A 24,736-nucleotide genomic window follows, 5' to 3' on the forward strand; every position below is an offset into this window, starting at 1 on the left:
GACGGCCCGTTTTCTGGACCACGAACCACTAAACAATATGGCCGTTGAAATAAAAGTCCCCTCGGTAGGGGAATCAATTACGGAAGTTACTGTCGGCGCCTGGCGTAAAAAAGAAGGCGATTATGTAAAAGTGGACGAGGTCGTTTGCGACCTTGAATCCGATAAGGCCACCTTTGAACTACCTGCCGAAGCAGAAGGGACTTTACACATTCTGGCTCAGGAAGGCGATGTATTGCCAATCGGAGCTGTTGTTTGTACCATCGAACCAAGTGGTTCAACGCCATCTGCAGCTCCGGCAGCCCCGGCTCCTGCGGCTGAACCCGCCGCCGCTCCGGCGGCAGCTGCGGCCCCTGCCCCGGCTGCCGCTGCGGCGACCGCTCAGGTAGTCGATATGAAGGTACCTGCGGTTGGTGAGTCAATCACAGAAGTTACCATCGCTTCATGGAATAAGAAAGATGGCGATCAGGTAGCACTTGACGAAGTGCTGTGTGAACTGGAGTCTGATAAGGCTACGTTTGAACTGCCTGCCGAAGCGGCCGGTACCCTGCGTATCGTTGCGGAAGCCGGTGCCACCCTGCCGATTGGCGCGGTTATCGCACGGATTGAAGTCGGTGCGGCTGCCTCACAGCCAGCTGCGGCTCCTGCACCAGCTGCTGCACCGGCGGCAGTAGCTCCAACAAACGGTCAGGCAGGTTATGCGGCTAACCATCCGTCTCCGGCCGCTGCCAAGATTCTGTCTGAAAAAGGCATTGATCCGCAGCAGGTTCAGGGTTCAGGTGTTGGCGGACGTATCACGAAAGAAGACGCGGCCAACGCTAAAGCTGCCCCTGCGCTACAGCCTGCCGCTGCCCCCGCTCCTGCCAAACCTGCAGCGACTCCTGCGCCAGCACCTGCTGCTGCGCCGGTTGCCGGTGCACGTGGACAGCGTCGGGAGAAAATGACGTCACTGCGGAAAACAATCGCCCGTCGTCTGGTAGCGGTGAAAAACGAAACGGCAATGCTGACTACCTTCAATGAGGTAGATATGAAGCCGGTAATGGATCTCCGCAACAAGTTTAAAGACAAGTTCAAGGAGAAACATGGCGTAGGCTTAGGCTTTATGTCGTTCTTTACGAAAGCGGTTTGTATTGCCCTGCGGGACTTCCCGGCCGTAAATGCGATGATCGATGGCGATCAGATTGTATTCAACGACTACTGCGATATTTCGATTGCGGTATCTACAGAACGTGGTCTGGTGGTGCCGGTTGTGCGGAATGCCGACCAAATGAGCTTTGCTCAGATCGAAAAAGAAATCATCCGTCTGGCCGGTCTGGCACGTGACAACAAACTGACAATCGATCAGATGCAGGGTGGTACGTTCACGATCACGAACGGTGGTATCTTCGGCTCAATGCTGTCGACACCAATCATCAACGCTCCGCAGTCGGCGATTCTGGGTATGCACAATATTGTAGAACGTCCGGTTGTCGTAAACGGTGAAATCGTTGTTCGTCCGATCATGTACGTGGCCCTGTCTTACGACCACCGCATTATCGACGGTAAAGAATCGGTAGGCTTCCTGGTGCGTGTAAAACAAATCCTTGAAGATCCTTCCCGGTTGTTATTCGACATGTAATAAATACGGAAAAGGCCCCGCAAGGGGCCTTTTTTATAACTCTACTTCACCGTCTTCCTCATTGACACCGTGAGGACTTCCGTGAAGCACATCAACCAGTTCTTTCACGCGGTATACGCTTTTGTTGTATTTGTTGCCCAGCATAATAATGACGTATTCGTCTTTAGGGCTAAACCAGAACATCGTATTGTAGCCTTTCCACCAGCCTGTATGGTAGATAAATTCCGGCTCATTCAGGTCATTTAGCTGCATCCGGAAGCCGTAGCCGTAGTTTTTGGCTCCCTTCTTCTCAAAACTGCGCGGAATAAAGGCTTCAGCGAGTGTTTTGCGTGTAAGCACACAATCTCCGTTTAACGCCCGATACCAGCGGAAAAGGTCGCTAATGGTCGAATAAACGCCTTTGTCGCCTACAACGTCGTCGTAATAGTCTTTGGGTATGCGCCGGTTCCATTGATACCCTGCGGTCCGGTAGCGATTAATCGAATCGTTTTGGGTAGTGGCAACAAAGGTATTGCGCATGCCGAGCGGTTCAAATATGTTTTTCCGGATGAAGGTCTCGAACGGTTGTCCGGTGGCTTTTTCAACGATAGAAGCCAACACCATGTAGTTTGTGTTGGAATAGCTGAAATTACGGCCGGGAACGTTGTAAGGCTTTGGCGTTGGTTGGACCGTTGCAAACCAATGCATAATGGTCGCATTGGTTGGATAAGGCTTTTCTTTCTTATAAAAGTTAACCTTCATGCTGTCGTCAAACGCGTAGGCATAATTGGGCAGGCCGCTCCGGTGGCTCAGCAAATCGCGGATGGTAATGCCATGGTAAGGAAAATCCGGGTAGAATTTCTGGATAGTATCCTCCAGCGAGAGCTTTTTGGCTTCGATCAGTTTTAAGACACCAACAGCCGTGAAGGTTTTTGATAATGAAGCCAGCTGGAATTTAGAATCGGGAATCAACGAATCGCGGCAGCTCTTCTCGAAGTGGCCGAAACCAAAGCATTTCTGGTAGAGAACAACGCCTTTCTGGGCAATCAGTACGTTGCCGTTAAACCCCCCTCTTACCTTCTGCTGAATGATTTCATCAATTTTCCGGATTTTATCATCTGCCTGGATGGACTGGCGGATGGAGGCTTCTTCGGTTGAACTCAGTTTCTGGCCATCAGCACAATTGTTCATGGCCTGAGCTGACCGATTCAACTGATTCTGCCCGCTTTGGTTACAGGCAATGCTGGTAAGAATAATACCGGTAAACGTAACCCAATGATGAATGAGTGTTCTCAACACAATCCGTCCCTTCACTATTAATTAAATAGACTAAAACTAACTATTTACAAAAATATTGATTTAGGACACGAACGCAAGCGAAAAATGAGGCCTGTAAACAGAAAAGAAGCTTAACGGCCCCTGCCCTGCATCATGACGCGGACGGTTTGCAGAATAATCCAGGCATCGAACCAGAACGAGCGGCGCTCCGGATAAAGGACATCGTAACGCAGGCGCTTCACCATTTCCTGCACATTGCCGGCATAGCCGAATTTGATTTGCCCGATGGAGGTAATGCCAGGTTTTACCTTAAGCAGGTTTTTGTACTCAGGCGCGATTTCAACAATTTGGTCAATGAAGTATTGCCGTTCCGGACGAGGCCCAACTACGGACATATCGCCTTTTAGTACGTTGAAAAACTGGGGCAGTTCATCCAGACGGGTACGGCGCATAAACCGGCCCCATGGTGTAATACGGGAGTCGCCAAGACCTTGGGAAAGTGAGGGGCCGCCTGCTTCTGCATCCACATACATACTCCGGAATTTATAAATCCGGAAGGGAACACCTCCACGGCCGATACGCTCCTGAGCATACAATACCGGCCCCCGTGACGTAAGCCTGGTTATCAGACCAACGAGCAGAAAGGCGGGAAAACCCATAAAAATAACCCCTAGCGAAAAGGTAATGTCAAAGGCCCGTTTCAGCGTGTTGACCCGGAAATCCGCCAGCATTTGCGATGAAAGGTTCAGAACGGGTAGAATATCATGATACTCCACAGAAGCGCCCTTGGCCAGAAATCCGCGGAAATCAACAAGTAGTTTTACCTGATAATCAGCGATTTCTGCGTCCTCGACAATGTTATGCAGGCGGGTGTTATCAATATGGGGCAGGCAGCAATAAACGCAGTCTATACGGTTACGGCGGATAAAGTCCGGTAACTGTTCGTAATTACCGGTAATTATATCACGGTTTCCGTCGGAGATGTGGTCAAAATAGCCGGCAAAACGAAAACCCATCTCCGGATGGATTTCATAAAAACGGGTAATGGTTTTTGACAGATTACCGTAACCGACAACAATAAAACGACGGTTATTATAGCCCCGCGCTCTGAACTCCCGTAAAAACAGTAAACCGCCGACACGGTAGGCTGAGCCAAGGATAAAAAACAGAATGTAGGTAATCAGCAGGTGCTCCCTGGAGTAGAACGACTCTTGAAAAAAGACCAGATAGAGCGAAATTACGGCAATGTGTAAGGTTGTAAGAAGTCCTAATTTAGGGATTAAGTGTCTGATTTTGAAGAGCTGTCGCGGAAATGTGTAGGGTTTAAGCAGGATAACGAGAATGGCCCATACAAAATTGAATACATACCATAATATCAAATGCGGTGGCTGCAATGCGCCATCGATTTCCTTGAAGTGAAGCCAGTATGCACTGATAAACGACGCATTAAGGCAAAGGAAATCAAACAGGACATGTAATGGTAAAAACAATATTGAGTATCGGTGTCTCATTCTATATTTAAAACAGCATTCGACTAATCTTACAACTTTTGTAAGGCTTCATTTGGAGACAGTTACGGAATAAGGCATATAAAGTACGGTAGCAAACCAATACTATACACGTATTTTTTAGTTAACGGCGCTGTTAACTGTCAAAATGCAAAGTAAACGATTCCAACTGAAAAAAGTTAAATCCGGAATTGTACTATTTTGTGTTTAAACAGGTTCCCGTCAGGAGTTTATTTGCTTTGCCATACTTTTTGCAAACCGATATACGCACCAACGCTATTCGGATATAAGTCACCGGCATCAATCGCAACCGACCCTCTGATATTCAGGCCGCCAAGCCAGGTTGTCGGGGCAATCAGAGACACTATGCCCGAAAACTGGTTTTTAGGCCGTGCAAACGGGAAATTATACGTTCCCAGGCTATTGCTGATTGACAACTTTGTCTGGTATGTAACCGGGCTTTCTAAAAACGAGGCCTTGAGAGGTACTAAGGTACCAGATATACCCAAATGCCAGACAGTGACTCGATTATTGAGTGTAAAAGGATTTTTAGGATTGGCATCGTTCGGTCCCATATTCGGTGGAATAAAAGGCGTTCCGATACCCCGACCATAATAACCCCAGCCGTCGCGGAACTGAGAATGATTGAAATAATCGTCTTTTCCGCGCTTTAACGGATCTTCAATAACAAACTCGGGTCCACCCTGGCTTTTGGTATTCAACAACTCAAAAACTACTTCTCTGAAAAAAGAATTAGCATCGCTGCTGCGTAACCGGATGCCGTTCAGACCATCAGTTATGTTGATCAGGTAAAAAAGTGAACCATCTTCATAGATATTCTGCCGGTACAAAAAGAGCGAATATCGTACCAGATCAATCTCAGCGCCCAGATCAATTGTACCGAGATGATTACCCACTCTATTAGTAATATCAAAATTGGTCAGTTTTGTTGTATCTTTCTTATTAAGTAGTCCGGTAACTACATAAATATAGTCCCTGAAAGATGAGGGCAGGGTCGGGCCTACGGTAAGACCAAGTCGCTGAAGCTCTTTACTTTCCCCACCCCAGATGGCTTGGTGGTTGAAACCGGCGTAAAGCCGGACAACATCATGCGGGCGTCCTAGTCTGAAATAGAGGGTTTTCTGGTGTAGAAGCGAGTGATTGACATAGCCCTTCGGCTGCATCCAGCCATGGGCAAACGTGCCCATCACGGATAACCATCCCTTGGTAAAACGAAGGGGCGTAAATTGTGGAATACTGATCTGAATTTTCGGGATTGGCAGGGCATTACCCGACCAGGCATAGGACCCTGATGTCAGTGACGTATCTGCCAGACCAAAATGTTCACGGCGGCGACCGGCATAAATTTCGAAAATGTTAAAACGAATCTTAGCGTATAGCTCGGGTAACAGCACGCCGCCTGCGGGTCCTATGTTGCCGACAAGATTTATGCCATACCCATAGTCTGTTTTCCGGTTGGCAACTTTTGCGGAATCATAGTCACTGTATAATCCGAAGCGGGCAGTGGCGGCCGGAGACTTAAGCGGAACGATTCCGTATTCGTTGCTCCGGAGCCAGAAAGGAGTTCTGGCCGATGATGAAAAATAGCTGCCGAGTTCACCGCTATACTGTGTCGGAGCTTTTACCGTTTGAATTTGTGCCTTGACAAGTGGTGTGGTTAAACCGAAAGCACATAGCCATAAAGCAACCTTAGACAATTCAGACATTTAAAAATGAGCACGCTTTATCAATGAACGGCGCAAACTTACACCTTTTTACAATGCTTTAGTTGAGTTGAGGAGGCAATAAAAAAAGCCACCCTCAGGAGGTGGCTTAATATAAAGGCATTTGCAGCAGCGTTTTATGATAAATGCTGAACGCTTACTGCTTCATCAGGCGTACCGACTTTGTCCCTTTGTCAGTATGAATCTGATAAATGTAAATACCGGTTGGAAGATTGCCTCCTCGTACGTTTACTTTGTACTGACCAGCCGCCTGAACATCTTCAGTGCTGGTCTGTTCAATAATATTTCCTCTTACATCAGTTAAGGTACGGCTTACACGAGATGACTCAGGTAAACGGTACTCAACAATAGTCTGATCGGCAAACGGGTTAGGAGCGGCAGCAACCGTCATAACTGCATTAGCTTCCGGACTGGCCGGCCGCGAAACTACATTAGCAATTGTAGCTTCGAAAACGGCACCTGGCTGTGCTGTAAACCCGGGTTGCAGCACAATAGAACGTCCGGCTTCGTAGCTGACAGAAGCACCTGATTGTACTTCGTTACGGGCTACGATATATTCAACCGCCTTCTCCTGAACAGCGGCTCCAGACTTCATTGAACGAGCAATTTCCTGACTTACAGGATATTCTTGTGCAAAAGCCGCGCTCATTCCCATAAGCAGGGCGGCGGAAAACAGTAAACTTTTTTTCATATTGCTTTGTCAGAAGACGGTTGCGGACTGAATTCTTTTTCAATCTTAACACTTTTTTCAACAACTTAGGCAATTTATCCGAGCGAAAACAGACTTTTTTTATGCAACGCAACCAAGCGGTCGCGCTTACTGGACGGATCACAATCCGCGTAAAATCGTTTTTTGCTCTCCCAATTTTAAAAGCTCAATCCGGTCCTTGTATGGCGGGATACATTTTGTCGTATCTTTACGCCCTATTTCTGATCCCACCCGGAATAATTGACGACAAACGAAAACAAGAAAACTAAGATATGTCTTGGTTCATCCGCAAAGATAAGGGTATTCAAACGCCAACCGAAATGAAACGGGAGGCCCCTGACGGGCTATGGTACCAGTGCCCGAATTGCAAAAAAGTGATGCATACACGGGAGCATAAACTGAATGCATATACCTGTGTACATTGCAATTATCACGAAAAAATTGGCTCAGACGCGTACTTCGCCGTTTTATTTGATAACAATACATTTACTGAACTGGATCCGGATATGATCTCGGGTGACCCGCTGACATTCCGGGATACCAAAGCCTATACGGACCGGATTAAAACAACGATTGCCAAAACCGGTCTGAAAGACGCTGTCCGGACGGGTTACGGTAAAATGAATGATCTCGATATTACCATTGCCTGTATGGACTTTGGCTTTATCGGCGGGTCAATGGGCTCGGTTGTCGGTGAAAAAATTGCGCGGGCCATCGATCATTCACTGAAGCACAAGCAGCCGTTTCTGATGATTTCGCGGTCGGGCGGGGCACGGATGATGGAAGCCGGCTTTTCGCTGATGCAGATGGCTAAAACATCCGCAAAACTGGCGCTGCTAGCCCAGGCTAAAGTTCCGTATGTGTCCTTGTTAACAGACCCGACAACCGGTGGTGTTACTGCCTCCTTTGCCATGTTGGGTGATTTTAACATTGCCGAACCAGAGGCACTGATTGGTTTTGCCGGTCCACGGGTTATCCGCGAAACAATCGGGAAGGATCTGCCGAAAGGCTTCCAGAGTGCGGAGTTCGTCCTCGACCATGGCTTCCTCGACTTTATTGTCGACCGTAAAGATTTGAAAGATAAGCTGACCAGCTTGCTGAAAATGCTTCAATAAGAAAACGAATGGGGCCTTAAGCGCCCCTTTCGTTTTTATTGCCGTATCAGTTTCTGCCGCACAAACCGTCCGTCGCTTTCTGCCTGAATAAAATACATACCGGCAGGTAAATGCTTGATGTCAAACCGCTGCTCATGCTCGGGGCGGGGTGTTTCGATGCGGATATCGTCCAGTAACTGCCCGTTCTGATTGATGAGCTGAAAACGAGGCTTCGACGGTTTTTGCGAATTCAGCCGGACCGTCACCTGATCCTGCGCCGGATTGGGGTAAACATGCAGTGTTAAGAGGGCTTCCGGATGCTGCTCTGAAACGCCGAGTACGAGCATCTGCTCTACAACCGGCTCGTAAGGGGGCAGCGGCTGAGGAGTCAGCTGTTTATCCGTTACCTGTAGAATCATTTCAAAACGCGTCTCACTCAGAAATGCACCCCGCCGGAACTCCCGGACAATCATAGCGAAGGTATAATTACCTTGTGCGGTAGGCGCATCCCAGATGAGCTGCCCCGTCCGGCTGTTCAGTTTAAAGGTGCCCTGCCGTGAAACTTCATTAGGATACACGTAGTTGGAAACCGTCTGCATGGTCTGGTCACAACTGTTTTTAGTGGTAATTGGCCGGCTTAAAAAATAAACAAGACTATCGCCATCCGTATCTGTAACCGGAAAACTAAAAACTGTCCGCTGGTTAACAGCTGCCTGAAAAATATTATCCGGCAAAACGATCTCTGGAGTAGTATTGGGTTGTGTATCAATACGCAAGGCTGTTGTAAGCGCTAAGGAGACCATGTCTCCATCGCGGAAATTCGTTGTTCCGGTCCGGTTTTGCTCTGAAAGTGCCAGATAATAACTGCCGGCTCCCGGGAAAGTATGCACGGTTCGGTAAACACTGACTTTTATCGCCGGATCGTTTTTGAAGTCGGTGACAGAAATTCTGGGAAGAATCCCCGTCATACCGTCCCCGAAACAAATTTTTGTTTCAGAAGCAAAACGTATGGCTTCTGCGCCTCTGATGCCGTCCATAAACAGGGTAACCGTTACTTCATACTGTAATCCATTCACTGGCTTTGCCTGAATATAGCCGCCAAGCAGGTGTGTGGCTGCAGCCTGATAGACAAGACATAAAAAAAGAAAGGTAGTGGTAAGAAATTTCATGGCATGCGGTGTTATTACGTGGATGTTTCTGATTCTTTAACTGAAAATTGTTAATTATATTATCCGGAATGTTACATAATTAGTCTGATAAATAAACTCCTGCTCAACCATGCTTTATTCAGACAATCAGATAGATACCAGCCGGTTGGCGGGCCTGCAGTTTGTCCGCACAACGCTTGTAGACCATGTGTTTACGATTACACTGAACCGGCCGGCAAAAAAGAATGCCTTACACCCGCCCATGTTGCATGAACTGGCCTATGCCATGGCCTTTGCGCATTATACGACGGATGTATGGCTGGTGGTACTGGCCGCCGATGGTGACACGTTCTGCGCCGGTATGGATCTGAAAAGCCTGGTCAGTGGCAATGCCGATGGCGCGAGTGTGCCGGAGCCGTCGGGCCCCGTCCGGCTGGGCGAATTGATGGCCGGGTTGCATAAGCCCTGTATCGCGCGGGTGCAGGGTCCTGTCTATGCCGGCGGGTTTCTGCTGGTGGCGGGAAGTACATACGTTGTCGCGGCCGGAAATGCCACCTTTAGCCTGCCGGAAGTAAAGCGGGGACTTTTCCCGTTTCAGGTGATGGCAAGCCTGATGGAGATTATGCCGGCGCGGACCGTGCTGGATTTGTGCCTGCGGGCGCACACGTTGACCGCACAGGATGCCGCCGCGCTGGGCCTTGTGACGCAGGTGGTTGACCAGCCGGCACTGGATGCCGCCATAGCGACTCTGGTGACGGAATTAAAGCAGTATTCGCCCGCAGCGATGCAGTTTGGCTTGCGGGCTTATCAGCAACTAAAAAGCCTGCCACCGGATCAGCAGCAGGCTTTTCTGCACCAGCAGTTTCAACTGATTCAGCAAACGGCCGATGCAAAAGAGGGAATGACCGCGTTTCTGGAAAAGCGCCCGCCGGTCTGGACCGGGCAGTAAACAGGCAGCGTATGACTAGCAGCCGTCGCGGCGGCGTGTGTCGATAATCGACTGGATTTTCCAGCTGCCATTAATCTTTACCAGCGTAAATACATTCACGCCGCAGTGGCTTTTCTGGCCTTTGTAATAGAACGTGTAAGGTGTCCAGGCAACAGCGAGTTCGGCGTCAATCTTGATGTCGTAGCCCGTCAGGCGTTCGTCAAGGTCACCGGGTGTTTGTTTGCCCACGGACGCAATAAAGCCGGCGATGGATTCCTGCCGCACACTTACGGCGCCTTCTTTCGTTTTTGCTACTGACTGCAGGGACGCGGCCGGTGCAAAAACTGATTTAAACATCGTCGTGTCGGATTTGCGCATACCGGTAAACATCTGGTCGATGGTCGCGCGGACAGCCGTTTCGTCGGGAGACTGAGCAAATGCCGGTGCTGTGAGGAGCAGCAAAAAAAGCAAAGAGAGTTTGTTCATCGGACTCGTCGTTGGTTAATGATGACGATGCAAGGTACATGAACATCAATGTATTTACCAGGGGTAGCGGTCAATATTTGCCGCTGCTCCCTCCTCCTCCGAAATCACCGCCGCCGTAGCGGAGCGGGTCCGGATGGTGAACCGATGCCGAAGCCTGAATGGTAGCCAGCAATTCGGCATTCAGGAAGAATTCACGAGGCGAATCCTCATCAGGAATATCGGTGAACCCATGCGGTTGGGTTTCGTGGCCGGGCCGTCGCAGCAGCCAGATCATAAAACCCGCAAACCCGATGGTGAATACGCCGCATAAGGTCAGATGCACCGAGAGGGGCAGAAACCCGTGATAATGCCGGAATGTACTCAGGGCACCGGCAATGCCGATGGCCGCCAGAATCAGAAAAACGCGGTTCCGGTAGCGTAAACCGACAAAAGCATACCCCACCGGAATCAGAAAAGTGAAAGCCCAGAACAACCAGGGCAGGCTTATGTCCGGCGAAACAGCCGGTACCGGCCGCAGCAACTGCGCATTTAACTCCCGCACGATGAAATAATTGCTGCTGACCAACAGCATCGATAGGGCAATCCATTGGGTAATGGTGATCGCATCGTCGTAATAGACCAGATTCTGCATGATAGTCTCCGTCGCTGGTTTATCGGCACTCCGGCCTGCCGTCCGGCTGAATACGCCTGCCCGTCTGCCAGGGCCTCGTGTCGGAACGATAAAGGCAAAATGACACAGGAAGTAGATGCACAGCGACAGTGCCATGAACATAAACGGCAAAATGGCTTTGCCCCAACTGAACGTTAGTAAGCCGTCGTAAATAGCCCAGTAGAGGGTGAGCCAGGCTACGAATGTCACAATGGTGTCGCCATAGTGCCAGATGGCCAGCATCATGACGGGCAGGCACCACAGACATCGCGCCCAAAGGCTGGTTTCGTTGGGTAAGGCTACGTTAATACCCAGAGCAATCAGAGCGACCGAAGATACAACCAGTGCGTTATCAATGCCGCTCCGGTACAGGCTTTGCTGCCTGATCAATACCTGATTCAGAAAGACAAGGCCGATGCCAAACAGACAGCTATAGATCGCATTGGCGGTGGCATTAGCCGGACTCAGCAAAAGCCCTAACAGGGCATAACCACCTGCTACAGCAATGTTGGTAAATAGAAACGCGCCGATTTCGACAAAGGCGTTTGATTGCCGGAAACCAATCGGACAGGCATTGAAAATAGTCTGCGATTGTTCCGGCGTCAGCAGCCCCTGCGCTTGCCAGCGTTCGGTCTGCAACCGGATTACCTTGTTATAAATCCATTGTATGTTGTAAGCCTTTTGCATAAAGAGTGAAAGAGCGGAAGAGAGAAAGAGTGATCCGGTTTTAGCCGGCAATCAGCTAACGGCCCTGCGGTTGAAAAGCAGGTAAATAACCAGGCCGATGCCACTGGTCAGGAAATAGAAAGTGGCGAGGTAGTTGCCGGGTTTTCCGAAATGAAAAACGAGGTAGGTAAGGCCGATATATCCGTAAACCGCACTCATCAGCAGAAACAAAAATGACCGCTGATTGCGGGCATACCGGTCAAAGGCCACGCAGGAGCCGAACAACGCTGCGATAAATGCAAACCGCCAGGTCTCAAAATTGAACATGCCTGCCACCAGGGCTACGAGCAGCAGGTTACCCGCCATGAGCAGATACGTGAACGTAAAATGCGCTTTAAGCTGCCGGCGTTCGAGCAGCAGGGCGGCGGCAATCAGGAGCAGACTCAGGCCAATGGCCGACAGGGTAATGCCCTGATCAAAGAAGTTGGTCTTGAAGAAAAAGTCCAGCGGGCGAACGGTAAGGCCTACCCACGAAATCAGAGCGGTCAGGGCCATACTCAGCACGCCCCGATGGTCGAAGAGATAGGCCAGTGCCAGAAACAGCATTGCCGGAATGAACGTGACCAGACCATAGCGGGTGCCGAATATGGTATACTCATACTGGGCATAGCCTTCCAGCGAAAGAAAAAGCAGACAGCCCAGCAACAGCGCATAATCGCCGAAGGGCGACCGGCTGCGGGTTTGTGCGGGCGACCACGGTGCGCGGTAGTATGCCGCAAAACCAAAGCAGCCCAGACACAAGGTGGCAATTGCCCCGAGCAAAAAGCCGTGGCCGATCCGGTCATAGTTTTCGTAGATGAGCAGGCCCAGGCCGGAGCTTAGTAAAACGACGCCGGCGTATAACACAGCCCTGAGCTCCCAGTGTACCGAAAAGGGTTTTTTGTCTTCAACATCGCGGATAATTTTCTGCTGGTCGCCGGCAAGCAGGCCCTGCTGTGAAAGTGCCTGTAAAATGTCGTGTGGGGACATATATGCGTATTTTTTTGTTATTTAATTGTAAAACGGAATGGCATTCCGCTCCGTGATTCATATCCCTGATCGTTTAACGGAATGTTCTTCCGTTGTACAGCGTTGTCCGCGATGAAAATAATCTTGCCACCCAGATATTACCTCAACAACTTTCAGTACGTCGTTGATTTTGTGAAACGACTGTACGGCGGTTTGTTAAATGAGGCCGAGAAAGACTTTATCCTCCGGTTGGGCGCCTTATCCGAAGAGGCTCAGTGTCTTTTCGTGCGGTTCAGTAATCGCAAAGGACTGTTTTTCCGGATAAATAAACTACAATATGCCGAAATCCCTGATTTAACGGCAGCCGCTGCTGAATTATTGGCTAACGGCTTTGCGGAGTATGTATCGGTCGCGCATGAGCCTTGGGCAGAAGATATCCTGACTGTTTTTACGAAAGCCGAACTGCTGGAACGGTTGCCGCTGTCGGCCGAAGAGGTAAAACCGCTGGCGAAGCTGAAGAAGGAGGAAGTGGTGCGGTATGTGCTGCATGAGTTATCGTTTGCGGAGGTTGTCCGGAGTCTGACGGCAGTTGAGCCGGTCGTAAAGGTCAGTTTTGAGGTAGAGGTGATGATGATCAAATACCTGTTTTTTGGTCATCGCGGGGCAGACATGACCGAGTTTGTAATCCGTGACCTGGGCATGGTTAATTTCGAGCGGTATGACGAAAGTAAGCTGACGGCCCGTTTCCAGACCCGTAAAGAGGTAGAAGATAAACTCATGGTATCGCTGACGAATGAGGCTTTTTACGAGCTGAGAGACAGTGAAACGCCACCGGAAGATATTTACAACTGGTTTCTGAACTGGAACGAAAACAAGCCTGAGCTGGCTGACATTGCCCTGCAGAGTTATCAGAAGCTGGTTTGCCGGGTCGGCGCTTACCTGGAACGGCAGAAACTACCCGATCAGGCGCTGACGGTCTATGAGCTTTCGGATCTGGTGCCGGCCCGCGAGCGGCGTGTACGGCTGTTGTTTAAAAACGGCCTGGTCGACGAAGCGATGGCCCTATGCGATGAAATTGCCGAAGCACCTCAGAATGCCGAAGAACGTTATTTTGCCAGTGATTTTAAGGAAAAGATACTGAATGCCGGTCTGAAAAAGCGCAGCCGGAAAGCAACGACCCGGTTTTTGTCGGATGCCGAATCGGTGCAGATTCCGGCGGCATTCCGGCACCATGTCGAAGCTGGTGTGATGGCGCATTACATGGCCTCGGGCTATCACGCGGCTTTTACAGAGAATTACCCCTGGCGCGGGCTGTTTGGGCTGGTCTTCTGGGATATTATCTACGATGCCGGCGTGCAGGCGATTCATAATCCGCTGCAGCGTGCCCCGTCGGACATGTACCTGCCCGATTTTTACCTGAAACGCGAAGAGCTGATCAAAAAACGGCTGACCGAACTGGCAACAAAAGACGACTGGCGGGTGCATGTCGGCCGGATGTTCAACGCCAAATTCGGGATGGCCAATATGCTGGTCGACTGGAGTGATAGCCTGCTGGCGCTGGTTAATCAGCTGATTGCGGTGCTGGATGTGGCGCAGCTGCGGTTGATTCTGCTGGAAATGGCGCGTAACGTACGCGAACATACCCGCGGTTTTCCCGACCTGCTGGTGTGGCGCGACTCCGGCGAATATGCGTTTGTCGAGGTTAAATCGCCTACCGATCATCTCGGCGCGCAGCAACTGCACTGGCTGGAGTTTTTTCAGACCATTGGCGTGACAGGCATGGTTCTGCGGGTGATCTGGAGCGGGGAGCTACCAAACACGTGAAACGGCGTAACGGTCAAAAACAACATCCCGGCCAATAATCGAAAGCTTTTGATCGATAGCCAGGGCAATTAGCATACGATCAAAAGGATCTCTATGAAATAATGGCAGATTTTGGATTGAATAAATGGCATCAAGGGTTGGTGCAATCAATTCAATCTGCTGCTGCTGTAGGTTGTCTACTAACTGCTGTAGCGGGTTGACGAGCGTCAATTTACCCAGGTTGATTTTTATCGCCATTTTCCAAACCGATATTGTGCTGACAAGAATTCTGTTATTCGGATCTTGAATAAGCGTCAGTGCCGTTGAGGATAGTTGTTCATCGCCTTCTGCAAACCAGATAAAAGTATGGGTGTCTAAGAGAAAGTTCATGCTACATGTACTCTGTAAAATCGTCAAGAGGAGCGTCAAAATCGTCTGCCATATGAATGACATTGCCTTTCATAAAACCAAATTGACGCTGATTCACTGGGGGATTTGTTGCTGTGTGCTTGATTTTCAGCATTTTCAGCAATTGCTCAACTTCAAGCAAGGCGCTGTCCGGCAGCGACTCAATGGTCTGATGTATATGTTGTTTCAGCTCAATCGTTGACATAATCCCTTCTGTTTGATCTCAGTAAAGATAACAATTTCTGACCGGTATTAATTTCTTTCGGGCAACCATCGGCGTGGCAGGCATGGTTATGCGGGTGATCTGGAGCGGGGAGCCGTTGGCGTAGCAGACAAGCAACCAATGCTTAGGTCTGTAAAGCAGAAACCGTACAGATCCGGCTGCGTTGCATACCGGCTCCTGTACGGTTTCAAAAATAGTATCAGAGACGCCGCCCGCCGGTTGGCTCGCTGGCTGTTACGTCTTCTGGCTGCTTACTGTTTCGTACACAAATCCTGTATGGTGATAGAACGCGTAACGGTAGCGCAGCCGGCACCATCGGTTACCCGCAAAATATACGTGCCCGTTTCTTTGATTTCAGGAAATAACAGACTGACATCTGAACCGGACGAGCGATAGACGTTAGTAAACGCGTAGCTATTCGGGCCTTTAACGACAAACGATGCTCCCGAAGCGATTGCCGTCAACTTGCCGCGGCACGGTGTAGATCCGTCGGGCTGGTAAGTCAGGTCGCGGATGGATGCAGCATTGGATGGATTTATTGTAACAACTACGGACCCGCTGCCCGTTGTAAAGGTACCGTTGGCATCTGTCATCCCCGCGATGGTGTACGTACGGCTAATGGCCGGACTAACAATAATTCCCTGCCCGATGGTATAGTTTGACAGAACGGTAGTGGCTGTACCATCGCTGAGCGTGAGGCTATAGGGCGCATTTCCGCCGGTAATAGCCGGTGTAAAGCTGGCAGGCTGTCCCGCACAAATGGCGACAGTACCGCTGAGGCTAATGTTTAAGCTGTTGATGGTGAAAACGTTTGCCTCGCCCTGTGCATTAGCAGCCGGATTGTTGAGGTCTCCCCCGTTATCGCCGTTAGTATCCGTTCCGGTGGCTGTCAGATCAGCAGCATCGTTGATGAAACCATCCGGAACCGTAGCCGGAAGCTGATCCGGAACGCCATTGCCGTTCAGGTCGGTGCCTGCCGGAGGGGTCATGTTGTTCAGCGGGCCATCAAAGTTGCCGGGGTTAGTATCTCCGGATTCATCCATTACCGGCGCATTGGTGCCGGGTGTTTTACCAAATACCTGCCCCAGGGCAGCCACGGTCAGCGGGGCCGTTTGCCCGGACTGTATCTTTATGGTAACGGGAAATGTTGTTGTCTGATTACTCTGTGCAGCTAAATACGTGCTTGCATTACCGTCGACGGTCACTTTCGCGAAACCAACCCGTGTGATGGTTGACAGACTTCCCGGGGCCGATGTCGTCCAGGTGGCAGCATTAGCCGCAGTACTGACCGGAGCCGTGGTATACACACACGCCCAGCCGGTTGGCGCGGTCGGTAGTGAAGCTAAGGATGTGCCGTTTGGAATAGCAAAGGAAACCAGAATATTGTTTCCGGAAATTCCGGGTATACCGGTTCCTGCCATGTCGGTTGCCGTAATACTCAGGCCGGTAGGATCGGTCGATTCTACGCGTAAACCAAGCGAATAGGTGAGCTGGTCATCCGTAATATCATTACCCGTATTGTTATTGTTATAAGCGGTGCGGATAGTAAGCAACGTAGCAAGGGCGTATTCCCGGGGACCGACCGCAACGGATAAGGATGTGCTGACTTCAACAACGCCGTTAACAGGTGTGCCCGTAACTTCGCCCGGTTCTGCACCATCCGGATTGTCAACTGTATACACGTCCCGGGAGTCATTAACTGAACCCGCACGCCCTGCATTGGCTGTTGTTTCGGCCGGGTTGGTCTCTCCCAATACAACTTTAATAACCTGCTGTGGTGTTGCGCCCGAATTCACATTGACGACAACACGCATCAGCACCGAGCCGGTTACGGACAGGGAAGGTGTGGTGAAGCCACCTGCTGTGACCGCGCTCCAGCTGGTACCGTTGTCCAGGCTGTATTCCAGCAGGCTGACAGATGCCGGACCGGTTATGCCTGCCTGTGCGGGCAACTGAACGCGGGTCGGATCGTTACCGGCATTGGTGATGGTGAACGGAAAAAGAAGCCGGTCGCCTGGCTGGACACTGCCTCCGTTATTATCAATGAGCGTTCCGGCTGCTATCCGCAGACCGGCAACTTCCGGGATCGTAACGGATACTTTGTTTGATGTAGTATTGATGATTGTGCCAGGGTTATCAGGGGCCTCGTATGTTGCCTTCACTTCGTTATCAATAGATGTACCGGCCAGCGTGTTATTAACACTACGGGTAAAACTAAAGGTAAGCGTTACGCCCGGGCTTATCACGCCGGTCTGACTCAATACATACTTTGTTACGTCTGTCGCCGGCGTAGTTCCGGACTGTTCGCCTCCCAACAGATTGGTGGCCGGCGAGCCGCTGAAATACTGCATGGTAACATTTGAGGAAACAGCTATTGAGAACGAATGGCTGGTATCCAGTTTACCATCGCTGTCATTATCCTTCGCCCAGTTATTCGCACCGGCATTGCCTTCTTCGATAAGTACGACCTTATCGGCGGATAGTGTCACATTTCCGACGCCTGACTGTGGTTCGGAAATATTTTTATAACTGATTTCATACCGGATGCTATTGCCCGGGGCCGGTTTTTTGGGCAGAGCACTCAATATGCCGTCGCTTCCCTGAACGGCGGGACCAGTACCAGCTAAAACCTGTGACTGTTTTTGTAGCTGCAAAAAGCCCGTATATACGCGGTCAATGGTTTTGTCGGTTGCCTCACTTCCGTTGGGAAAGCCGTCACCATTGTCGTCAACGAAGGCTGTAATGGTAACCGGGAAGCCACGCTCAATGTTGACATCAGTAGACAATGGTGTCCCTGAAGGCAGGTCTATTTCAACTCCGTAAGTGGCCTGTGCATTACTGGCGAGACTGGCAATCTGAATCGGATTGGTTGCCGACACCGGATTGCCGGCCACTACACCCGTACCACTGGTGAAAATAAAGCCTGTGCCGTTATAGGTATAAACAGCTGAGCTGCTTTGATACGATATGGTAACTTTGGTATTTGCCGGTAACAGGTCGGTGGGAGTAGGAGGGGTGGGTGTCAGGGAAATGCTTCTCGCCTCTGAGAACCTGTTGATAACGGTGTTTGTGAAGCCAACTGATTGAGGGTCAATCGTTGATCCTGGTGTCGTGGCTGTTGGTATAAGGCTGGATTTATTGGTAAAGTCATCATTGGTACCACCACTTGGCCCAACCGCATCCGGGGCTCCTTGAGGACCGTTGTATAGACTGGATACCGGCACCATGTTAGCCATGTTTAGTGGTCGGTAAATTGTGGTCATATATGACCGGTTTACAGGAGGGATATTTGCACTTTTGGGTCGTCCGGGTATTGCTGCCACGCCGGTGTTGAGCCAGCAAACAAGGACTATTAAGGAAAGGGATGAAAATGAAAGGTTACGAACTTTCATTCTAACATTTGATAAGATAAGATGAAGCATACAAATAGTTAAGTTAAATGTATTGAAGGTTACAATTTGCAAAGCTAACTTAATTGTGCATGCAAGCCGTTGCTGCTACTGACATAAATTTCAGTAGCGACAACGCAATTATTAAATGTGAGTGATAGGCAGGATACGAAGTCAACTAATTCACTTCCTTCAACACCACTACCTGTGTGACATAGGCGGCGAAGACACCCTGGCCGCCCGAGACATTGCCGGCCACCGGCGACGGCTGGGCAAAAGGGTTATCGCCGATGCCGCCCCCATCGCTGAGGCGGTTTTGGTAGGCCGTAATCACCGAGCGCAGGTACCGGTCAAATGCCGGGCTTCCGGTCCAGATCGTTAGCTGGTAGCGGTCGCCGGGCTTTTTGAGGTTCGCCACCTGATTGCCGGTATTGAACGTAATGGTCGGATGGGTCAGGTTGTCTGCCACGATGGGGGTAATCCGGGCGTAGGGCCAGTAGGAGCGTTTGTAGTTAAAGCCCGACAGGTTACTGTTAAACTCGTCCAGCAACAGGCTGTTGCTCTGAATACCTTCGATGGTTGTGGTGAGCTGACGGGTGCTGAACGACTCCGTCCGCATATAGACCGAAAGCCATTGCACGGCCTCGTTGGCGGGCAGCGGCTGTGTTTGCAGGATAATGTCAGGGTTGTTGTTTACATTGCCGGCATTCGGGCCGGTGAGCGTGACCGATAACACCGAAGCAACCGGCATCCGGTCCTGCGCCGTGAGTGTTTTCCCTTCCGGCGTAATGGCCGTCAAGGCATAGACATGACCCGGCTGGGGGTGGTAATTCAGCCGGTACACACCCGGTTGCTGCTCCGCCAACGGCGCAAGGCGCTGCCCGTTGTCGGCGATGAATACCTGCGCGTTCCGGATGGGCGTTGGCGTAACGTCAGTAGCCGTGGTCGGGTAACTGTAGGTAAGCGTTACCTGAAGCGTACTGTCCGGCGACAATAAGGCGGCTACCACCGGCTCCCGCACGAAGGCAGGGGGCGTCAGCGTAATCGTTTTGGTACAGCCCCACAAACCAAGGCTGATCAGACAAACCAGAAAGAGCTTAAAACGCATAACTGTACGTAGCTGAGGGAAGAATGGTGAAGAGACTAAACTGTTTCAGCTGACCGTCCTGCAGGTAGACAATAAACGGATTGTTACGGTTATACACGTTGTAACAGGCCAGAATCCAGCTACGGGTGCCCCGCTTCTTTACCTTGTCGAACCGGTAACTGAGGTCTAACCGATGGTAGGCAGGTAGCCGGAAATTATTGCGGTTGTTCAGTACGTCTATCTGCGAAAAGTACTGCTGAAAGCTACCCTGATAGATGGGACTGATGCCCGCATCGGGCTGCGGCAGGCTGACACGGCTGGTTGGCAGCGTGGCGGTTGCGCCGGTATTGAACTGAAAATTGGCTGTCAGCTGCTGGTTGGGTCGGGTCGTTTTCGTGACCACAGCGCTGACCACGTGTCGCCGGTCATAGGTGTACGGAAACCATTGTCCCCCGTTAAGGCCGGCGAATAACCGCTGATGCCATGACAGGGTATAGCTAACCCAGCCGGTCCAGGCACCGGTTGTTTTTTTCAGGTAGGTTTCGAGGCCATATGACCGGCCCGCACCGACCAGTACCCGGTCCGTCCACTCACTGGCCCGGGTTAGAAACAGGTTACTGCCCGTTTTGTATTCCAGCACGTTGTCGAGCCATTTGTAGTAGCCCTCAACCGAACCCGAAAATCCTTTTCGGTTGCCCTGGTAAATGCCTAAAGAAACCTGTTGGCTTGTTTGTGGCAGAATAGCGGCATTGGTAGGCACCCACAGATCGGTGGGCAGGCCCAGCGAAGAGTTGGTCAGCAGATGCAGGTACTGTACCTGGGTGTTGTAGGCCGCTTTGAGCGACAGATGATCCGACAGGCCATACTGTATACTCAGCCGGGGTTGCAGGTTGGCGTAGGTTCGGTCAGGAACCAGATTGACCGATTGTACGAGCCCCACGTTGGCCGACATGTGTTCGGCGAAGGTCAGCGTAGCGTCGACATAGGCCGACGCTTCATGGCTGTAGGCGGGTTGCGCGGGTGCGGCGCTTTCGTCAACCGGCACATTACCCTGCGCGGTACGGATTTCAGGCGTAAACCGCCGTAACGAAAGCTGCGTACCAAACTGAAGCTGTACCGACGATGCCGCCGACAGGTCAAAATCAGTTTTCAGCAGTACGTCCCGGATGGCCGAGCGGGTATCGAAATGAATCGTACCTTCGGCGGTTTCTGAACGGGTATTGAGGGCATAGTGATACTTGACGAGCCCGAGCTGAAACCGGCCAAAGAGTTTCTCAGAAAACAGCTGCGTATACCGTGCCGAGAGGGTGCTGTTGGCCCAGTCGTAGCCATAAACCGACTTATAGCGCGAATCGGTAAAAACGTTCAGGAACCGGTCCTTGCTCCGGTACCAGCTTACGTACAGATGCCGTTTGGGCGATAGTTCCGCATTGATTTTTGCATTAATGTCGTCGAAATGATAGCCCAGCCGGTTGCGGTTATTGATCAGGCTGAGCAGATTGGTAAACGCATCAAGCCATGTTCGCCGTCCCGAGATCATGTAGGATAGTTTGTTTTTGACCAAAGGCCCTTCGAGCAGCAGGTTACCGGCAACGGGGCTCAGGGCAAAGCGCCCGTGCGTTTTTTGCCGGTTACCTTCTTTCATGCTCAGATCGAGTACCGACGACAGACGGCCGCTGTATCGGGCGGGAATGGCTCCTTTGTAAAAATCGGCCGTAGCAATAGCCTCCGGATTAAAGACCGAAAAGAACCCGAACAGGTGCGAGGCATTGTAGACGGGCATGCCGTCGAGCAGGATGAGATTCTGGTCGGGGCTGCCTCCGCGTACGTACATGCCGGCAGTACCTTCGGTGCCTCCCTGAACGCCGGGGAGCGTCTGTACAAATTTGAGCAGGTCGGCTTCGCCCAGCAAGGCAGGAGCTTGCCGGAGCAGGGTCAGCGGAAGCCGGTAGGTGCCGGGTGCGACATCGCGTTGCAGCAAATCGCTCTGCACCGTAACTGCCTCCAGCTGTTTAGCCTGCACTGTCAGCCAGATAGTTAGGGTCGTGTCTTTGGCCGGAGCAAGCCGCTGATGGTGAGTCTGATAGCCGAGGAAATGAGTCGAAAGTGTGCGGGATGCTGTGCTTTTGGCGACGCGCAGGCTAAAGAATCCATAGCCGTTTGTTTGCCGGGTACTATTGCCGATCTGCACAACCGCTCCCGACAGGTTTTCGCCGGAAAGGCTGTCGCGCACAAACCCGCTGATGGTAATGGCTTGGGCCGGAAGAAGATGAGGGATAAGGAGGATAGGTAGCAGTAATAGCCAGCGGCGCATACAAAGAAAAATGGTGTGGTGTGTCTGTTCCCTGATATACAATCAGGCTGTGCATGAAAAAGTAACGCGGCAGATGGGGAAAAATTATTGTTTTGTTTTAGGGCCGGTGAAAATGTTGAATGTATACGAAAGCGACGGGATAATTGGTAACAGTGAGACGGCTTTAACCCTGTTTCCGGGGGCCAGGTAATAGAAGTAGGGATTCTGCCGGTTATAGAGATTGTAGACACTGATGTCGATTTGACCAACGCCCCACCGGTGGGTTGTTTTTCGCTGAATGCTCACATCCATGCGGTGGATTGCCTTCATCCGGTAGCTATTGCGTTCGCCGTAGGCGTATAGAACAGGCCCACTATTGCCGAACTGGTTAGTCAGAAAGTTATAGTCAGTTTGCGAATAAACCGCCTGAGGCAGCGTAACCGCCTGCCCGGTCTGGTAAATCCAGGTGGCATTGAGCAACCACCGTTTGTTGAGTTGCCATGAGCTTACAATTGACAGGTCGTGCCGTCGGTCATGACGGGCAAAAAAAGCGTTCCCCTGATTTAAAGCACCAAACCGGTGTTTCGTCCATGAAAGTGTGTAGCCCAGCCATCCGGTTAAACGTCCCTGTTTTTTTTGCAGTAACAGTTCTGCCCCATACGACCACCCCTGCCCCGTAGCCATAATGTCTTCCCATTTACGGGTAGCATTTTGCTTAAATGTTGTGAAATCCTGAGAGCTATATCCGTCCTGATACGTAATGATGTGGTCTAAGGTTTTGTAATAGCTTTCGGCTGAAAACGTTAACGGATGCCGGGTCGCGGGAGCAATCGTTTTTTGATACCCCACCGAGATCAGATGGGATGATTGAGGCTGTATGCTGCCTTTAGTGGGAAACCATAAATCAACCGGAATACCAAACCCCGGATTGGTCAATAAGTGAATGGGCTGATTCATCCGCGAATACGTAACGATAAGTGAGGCAAGCGGGGTAATTTTAAAGGCCATCATCAGCCGGGGCTCCCAAAAAGAATATCGCTGCTGACCAGCGGTATGGTAATTTGCATACCGGAGCCCTGCCTGAATGGTTAGCCATGAGGTTTTCCACTCATTTTCCAGAAAACTGCTGAGTTCGGTGATATCCGTACTATCAATTGATTTGTTAACGGTTTGCTGTTTGTCCGCAAAGGTTAAATTACCGGGTTGAAAACGATAACATGTACCAGAAGCGCCAATACGAAGTTTATAGCTGTCGAAGGGGGTGTAGTCAATCGAGTTACGTACGGTTTGGGTACGAAGACTGTTGGTAAAATTATATACCGTGCCGATACCTTGCTGAATTTGTGTGGTTTGTTGGTTCAGTGCGTAGTCAGATGTGTTGATCTCCAGTTGGTTTGACACCTGCCGGCTTAGGATAGACGTGAGCGACAGGCCCAGAATACGGCTTGTCCAGCGCTGATCATAGCGGAAATCTTCCAGGTTATTTTGAGCGCCGGCCTGTAACCGGTCCTGGTCCTGATAGGCAAACAGCTGTAGCTGACTTTGTTTGCCCAACCGGGCAGATAGCTTCCCGTTCAGGTCATAGAAATGATAATCAGGGCTTGAGGTTGTACCGGAGCCGGTAAATAGTCTGGTAAAAATATCAAAATAACTCCGGCGACCGGCCAGCAACACCGACAGCTTATCGTTAATCAGGGGTACTTCGATTGCAAGGCGGGAGTTCAGAATGCCGGTAGAGCCCTGAACCCGAAGGGCTTCCATCGACGCCGATTTTAGCCGGACATCCAGCACCGACGAAAGCCGTCCGCCGAACCGCGCCGGAAAACCGCCCCGGTATAGATCGGCCTGGCGAATGATATCACTGTTAAACGGCGAAAGAAACCCGAAAAAATGGCTGTTTTTATACAAGGGGACATTATCAAGCAGAAACAAATTCTGGTCTGACGTTCCTCCACGGACAAACAACCCGGCATTGGCTTCGTTGTCGGCCTTAACCCCCGGAGTTAGTGTCAGTATACGGGCAAGGTCGTGTTCTCCGTCAATCGACGGAACCGTACGTAATTGCTGTGTGCTAAACGAAGCAAGGCTGCTAAGCGGTCTGTCGGTAAAATCGGTATGTTGGCCGTCTATGGTGACTTCGTCGAGGTCGGTAGTAAAAGGCATCAGAGAAACCGTAAGGGTAGTATCACGGCTGATCAGAACCTTTTTTTTGACCGTCAGATAGCCCACATACCGGATGACCAGGTCATACTGACCGCTCCGGATACGCTCCGGAAAGAAATTTCCATCATCATCGGTTATACCGGCGGCATTCGTTTTAAGTAATTGTACGGATGCACCTGGTAATGCCTGACCACTGGTTTGGCTACGTACACTGACGCTAAGATGTAGTTTTTGCGCCGCTACGTGGCCGGCGCTAAACATCAATAGGAAGAGTAACTGCTTCATGGTATGACTACATCCTTTTTTGTCCGTAAATAGGCACCAAACACCCCATATCCGTTTTCGATGTTGGTAAATTCAGGCATAACGCCCTGATAAGCCCCGAAAAAGTCATTGGTTCCACCCCGGCGAACGGCCTCATACATATTGTTGCCAATGGCATAGAATCGGAACGAATTCCGATCCATTGTCAATAAATAAAATGTTTGCCGGAGGTGAGTATCGGGGAAGTTACCGGTATAGTAGACGTAATCCAAGTTGCGAGATAGTTAATCTTC

At 50.7% G+C, this 24,736-nt stretch carries 19 protein-coding genes; 4 read left to right on the top strand and 15 right to left on the bottom strand.

From position 1 onward, the window contains the following. Nucleotides 1–37 precede the first annotated feature (37 nt). Complete coding sequence (gene odhB / locus BLX24_RS21030; RefSeq protein ID WP_071505198.1) at nt 38–1,615, top strand: 2-oxoglutarate dehydrogenase complex dihydrolipoyllysine-residue succinyltransferase; 1,578 nt, start codon at nt 38–40, stop codon at nt 1,613–1,615. 33 nt (nt 1,616–1,648) lie between these two features. Here odhB and BLX24_RS21035 read toward each other — a convergent pair whose 3' ends face one another. The 4 genes from BLX24_RS21035 to BLX24_RS21050 form a co-directional block, all read right to left on the bottom strand. After that, complete coding sequence (locus BLX24_RS21035) at nt 1,649–2,851, bottom strand: serine hydrolase domain-containing protein (RefSeq protein WP_510185431.1); 1,203 nt, start codon at nt 2,849–2,851, stop codon at nt 1,649–1,651. A gap of 152 nt (nt 2,852–3,003) precedes the next feature. Further along, nucleotides 3,004–4,383 (bottom strand): sugar transferase, encoded by a 1,380-nt coding sequence (locus tag BLX24_RS21040; RefSeq protein WP_071505167.1) that lies wholly within the window; start codon nt 4,381–4,383, stop codon nt 3,004–3,006. Between the two features lie 227 nt (nt 4,384–4,610). Next, entirely contained in the window at nt 4,611–6,107 is a 1,497-nt protein-coding gene (locus BLX24_RS21045) for a capsule assembly Wzi family protein (RefSeq protein WP_071505168.1), read from the bottom strand. Nucleotides 6,108–6,261: 154 nt separating this feature from the next. Then, the gene (locus BLX24_RS21050; RefSeq protein ID WP_071505169.1) at nt 6,262–6,816 is read right to left on the bottom strand and encodes a T9SS type A sorting domain-containing protein; all 555 of its coding nucleotides are present in this window, start codon (nt 6,814–6,816) and stop codon (nt 6,262–6,264) included. Between the two features lie 290 nt (nt 6,817–7,106). Between BLX24_RS21050 and accD the strand changes: the two genes are divergently transcribed. Then, nucleotides 7,107–7,949: an acetyl-CoA carboxylase, carboxyltransferase subunit beta gene (accD, locus tag BLX24_RS21060; protein ID WP_071505171.1), complete on the top strand. Its 843-nt coding sequence runs from the start codon at nt 7,107–7,109 to the stop codon at nt 7,947–7,949. Nucleotides 7,950–7,984: 35 nt separating this feature from the next. Here accD and BLX24_RS21065 read toward each other — a convergent pair whose 3' ends face one another. Further along, nucleotides 7,985–9,097, bottom strand: a complete 1,113-nt coding sequence (locus BLX24_RS21065; protein ID WP_071505172.1) for a T9SS type A sorting domain-containing protein — start codon at nt 9,095–9,097, stop codon at nt 7,985–7,987. 109 nt (nt 9,098–9,206) lie between these two features. On the opposite strand from BLX24_RS21065, the gene BLX24_RS21070 reads away from it, so the two are divergent. Further along, the gene (locus BLX24_RS21070; RefSeq protein WP_071505173.1) at nt 9,207–10,025 is read left to right on the top strand and encodes an enoyl-CoA hydratase-related protein; all 819 of its coding nucleotides are present in this window, start codon (nt 9,207–9,209) and stop codon (nt 10,023–10,025) included. Nucleotides 10,026–10,040: 15 nt separating this feature from the next. Here the strand turns inward: BLX24_RS21070 and BLX24_RS21075 are convergent, their stop codons facing one another. From BLX24_RS21075 to BLX24_RS21085, 3 genes are all read right to left on the bottom strand, one after another. Further along, nucleotides 10,041–10,490 (bottom strand): nuclear transport factor 2 family protein, encoded by a 450-nt coding sequence (locus tag BLX24_RS21075; protein WP_071505174.1) that lies wholly within the window; start codon nt 10,488–10,490, stop codon nt 10,041–10,043. A 70-nt stretch (nt 10,491–10,560) separates the two neighbouring features. Next, nucleotides 10,561–11,826 carry a hypothetical protein gene (locus BLX24_RS21080; protein WP_071505199.1) on the bottom strand — a complete coding sequence of 422 codons (1,266 nt, stop codon included), beginning with the start codon at nt 11,824–11,826 and terminating at the stop codon, nt 10,561–10,563. Nucleotides 11,827–11,877: 51 nt separating this feature from the next. Continuing rightward, nucleotides 11,878–12,834, bottom strand: coding sequence for a DUF2157 domain-containing protein (locus BLX24_RS21085; protein WP_071505175.1), 957 nt, complete (start codon nt 12,832–12,834; stop codon nt 11,878–11,880). A gap of 111 nt (nt 12,835–12,945) precedes the next feature. Between BLX24_RS21085 and BLX24_RS21090 the strand changes: the two genes are divergently transcribed. Next, entirely contained in the window at nt 12,946–14,637 is a 1,692-nt protein-coding gene (locus BLX24_RS21090; protein ID WP_071505176.1) for a VRR-NUC domain-containing protein, read from the top strand. On the opposite strand, the gene BLX24_RS21095 is transcribed toward BLX24_RS21090, so the two are convergent. From BLX24_RS21095 to BLX24_RS21125, 7 genes are all read right to left on the bottom strand, one after another. Then, nucleotides 14,623–15,006: a type II toxin-antitoxin system VapC family toxin gene (locus BLX24_RS21095; RefSeq protein WP_071505177.1), complete on the bottom strand. Its 384-nt coding sequence runs from the start codon at nt 15,004–15,006 to the stop codon at nt 14,623–14,625. The genes BLX24_RS21090 and BLX24_RS21095 overlap by 15 nt on opposite strands. 1 nt (nt 15,007) lies before the next feature. Further along, nucleotides 15,008–15,229, bottom strand: a complete 222-nt coding sequence (gene vapB, locus BLX24_RS21100) for a type II toxin-antitoxin system VapB family antitoxin (protein WP_071505178.1) — start codon at nt 15,227–15,229, stop codon at nt 15,008–15,010. 269 nt (nt 15,230–15,498) lie between these two features. Continuing rightward, nucleotides 15,499–18,510 (bottom strand): beta strand repeat-containing protein, encoded by a 3,012-nt coding sequence (locus BLX24_RS21105; protein WP_143092742.1) that lies wholly within the window; start codon nt 18,508–18,510, stop codon nt 15,499–15,501. A 304-nt stretch (nt 18,511–18,814) separates the two neighbouring features. After that, nucleotides 18,815–19,744, bottom strand: a complete 930-nt coding sequence (locus BLX24_RS21110; protein ID WP_071505180.1) for a DUF4249 domain-containing protein — start codon at nt 19,742–19,744, stop codon at nt 18,815–18,817. After that, on the bottom strand, nt 19,734–22,037 hold the full coding sequence (locus BLX24_RS21115; protein ID WP_071505181.1) for a TonB-dependent receptor: 2,304 nt from the start codon (nt 22,035–22,037) through the stop codon (nt 19,734–19,736). The genes BLX24_RS21110 and BLX24_RS21115 overlap by 11 nt, the downstream gene beginning before the upstream one ends. A gap of 84 nt (nt 22,038–22,121) precedes the next feature. Next, the gene (locus BLX24_RS21120) at nt 22,122–24,464 is read right to left on the bottom strand and encodes a TonB-dependent receptor (RefSeq protein ID WP_071505182.1); all 2,343 of its coding nucleotides are present in this window, start codon (nt 24,462–24,464) and stop codon (nt 22,122–22,124) included. Next, entirely contained in the window at nt 24,461–24,715 is a 255-nt protein-coding gene (locus BLX24_RS21125; protein WP_143092743.1) for a hypothetical protein, read from the bottom strand. Before BLX24_RS21125 ends, BLX24_RS21120 begins: the two co-directional genes overlap by 4 nt. Nucleotides 24,716–24,736: the final 21 nt, after the last annotated feature.

This window comes from Arsenicibacter rosenii (genome assembly GCF_001870735.1).
GTDB lineage: Bacteria > Bacteroidota > Bacteroidia > Cytophagales > Spirosomataceae > Arsenicibacter > Arsenicibacter rosenii.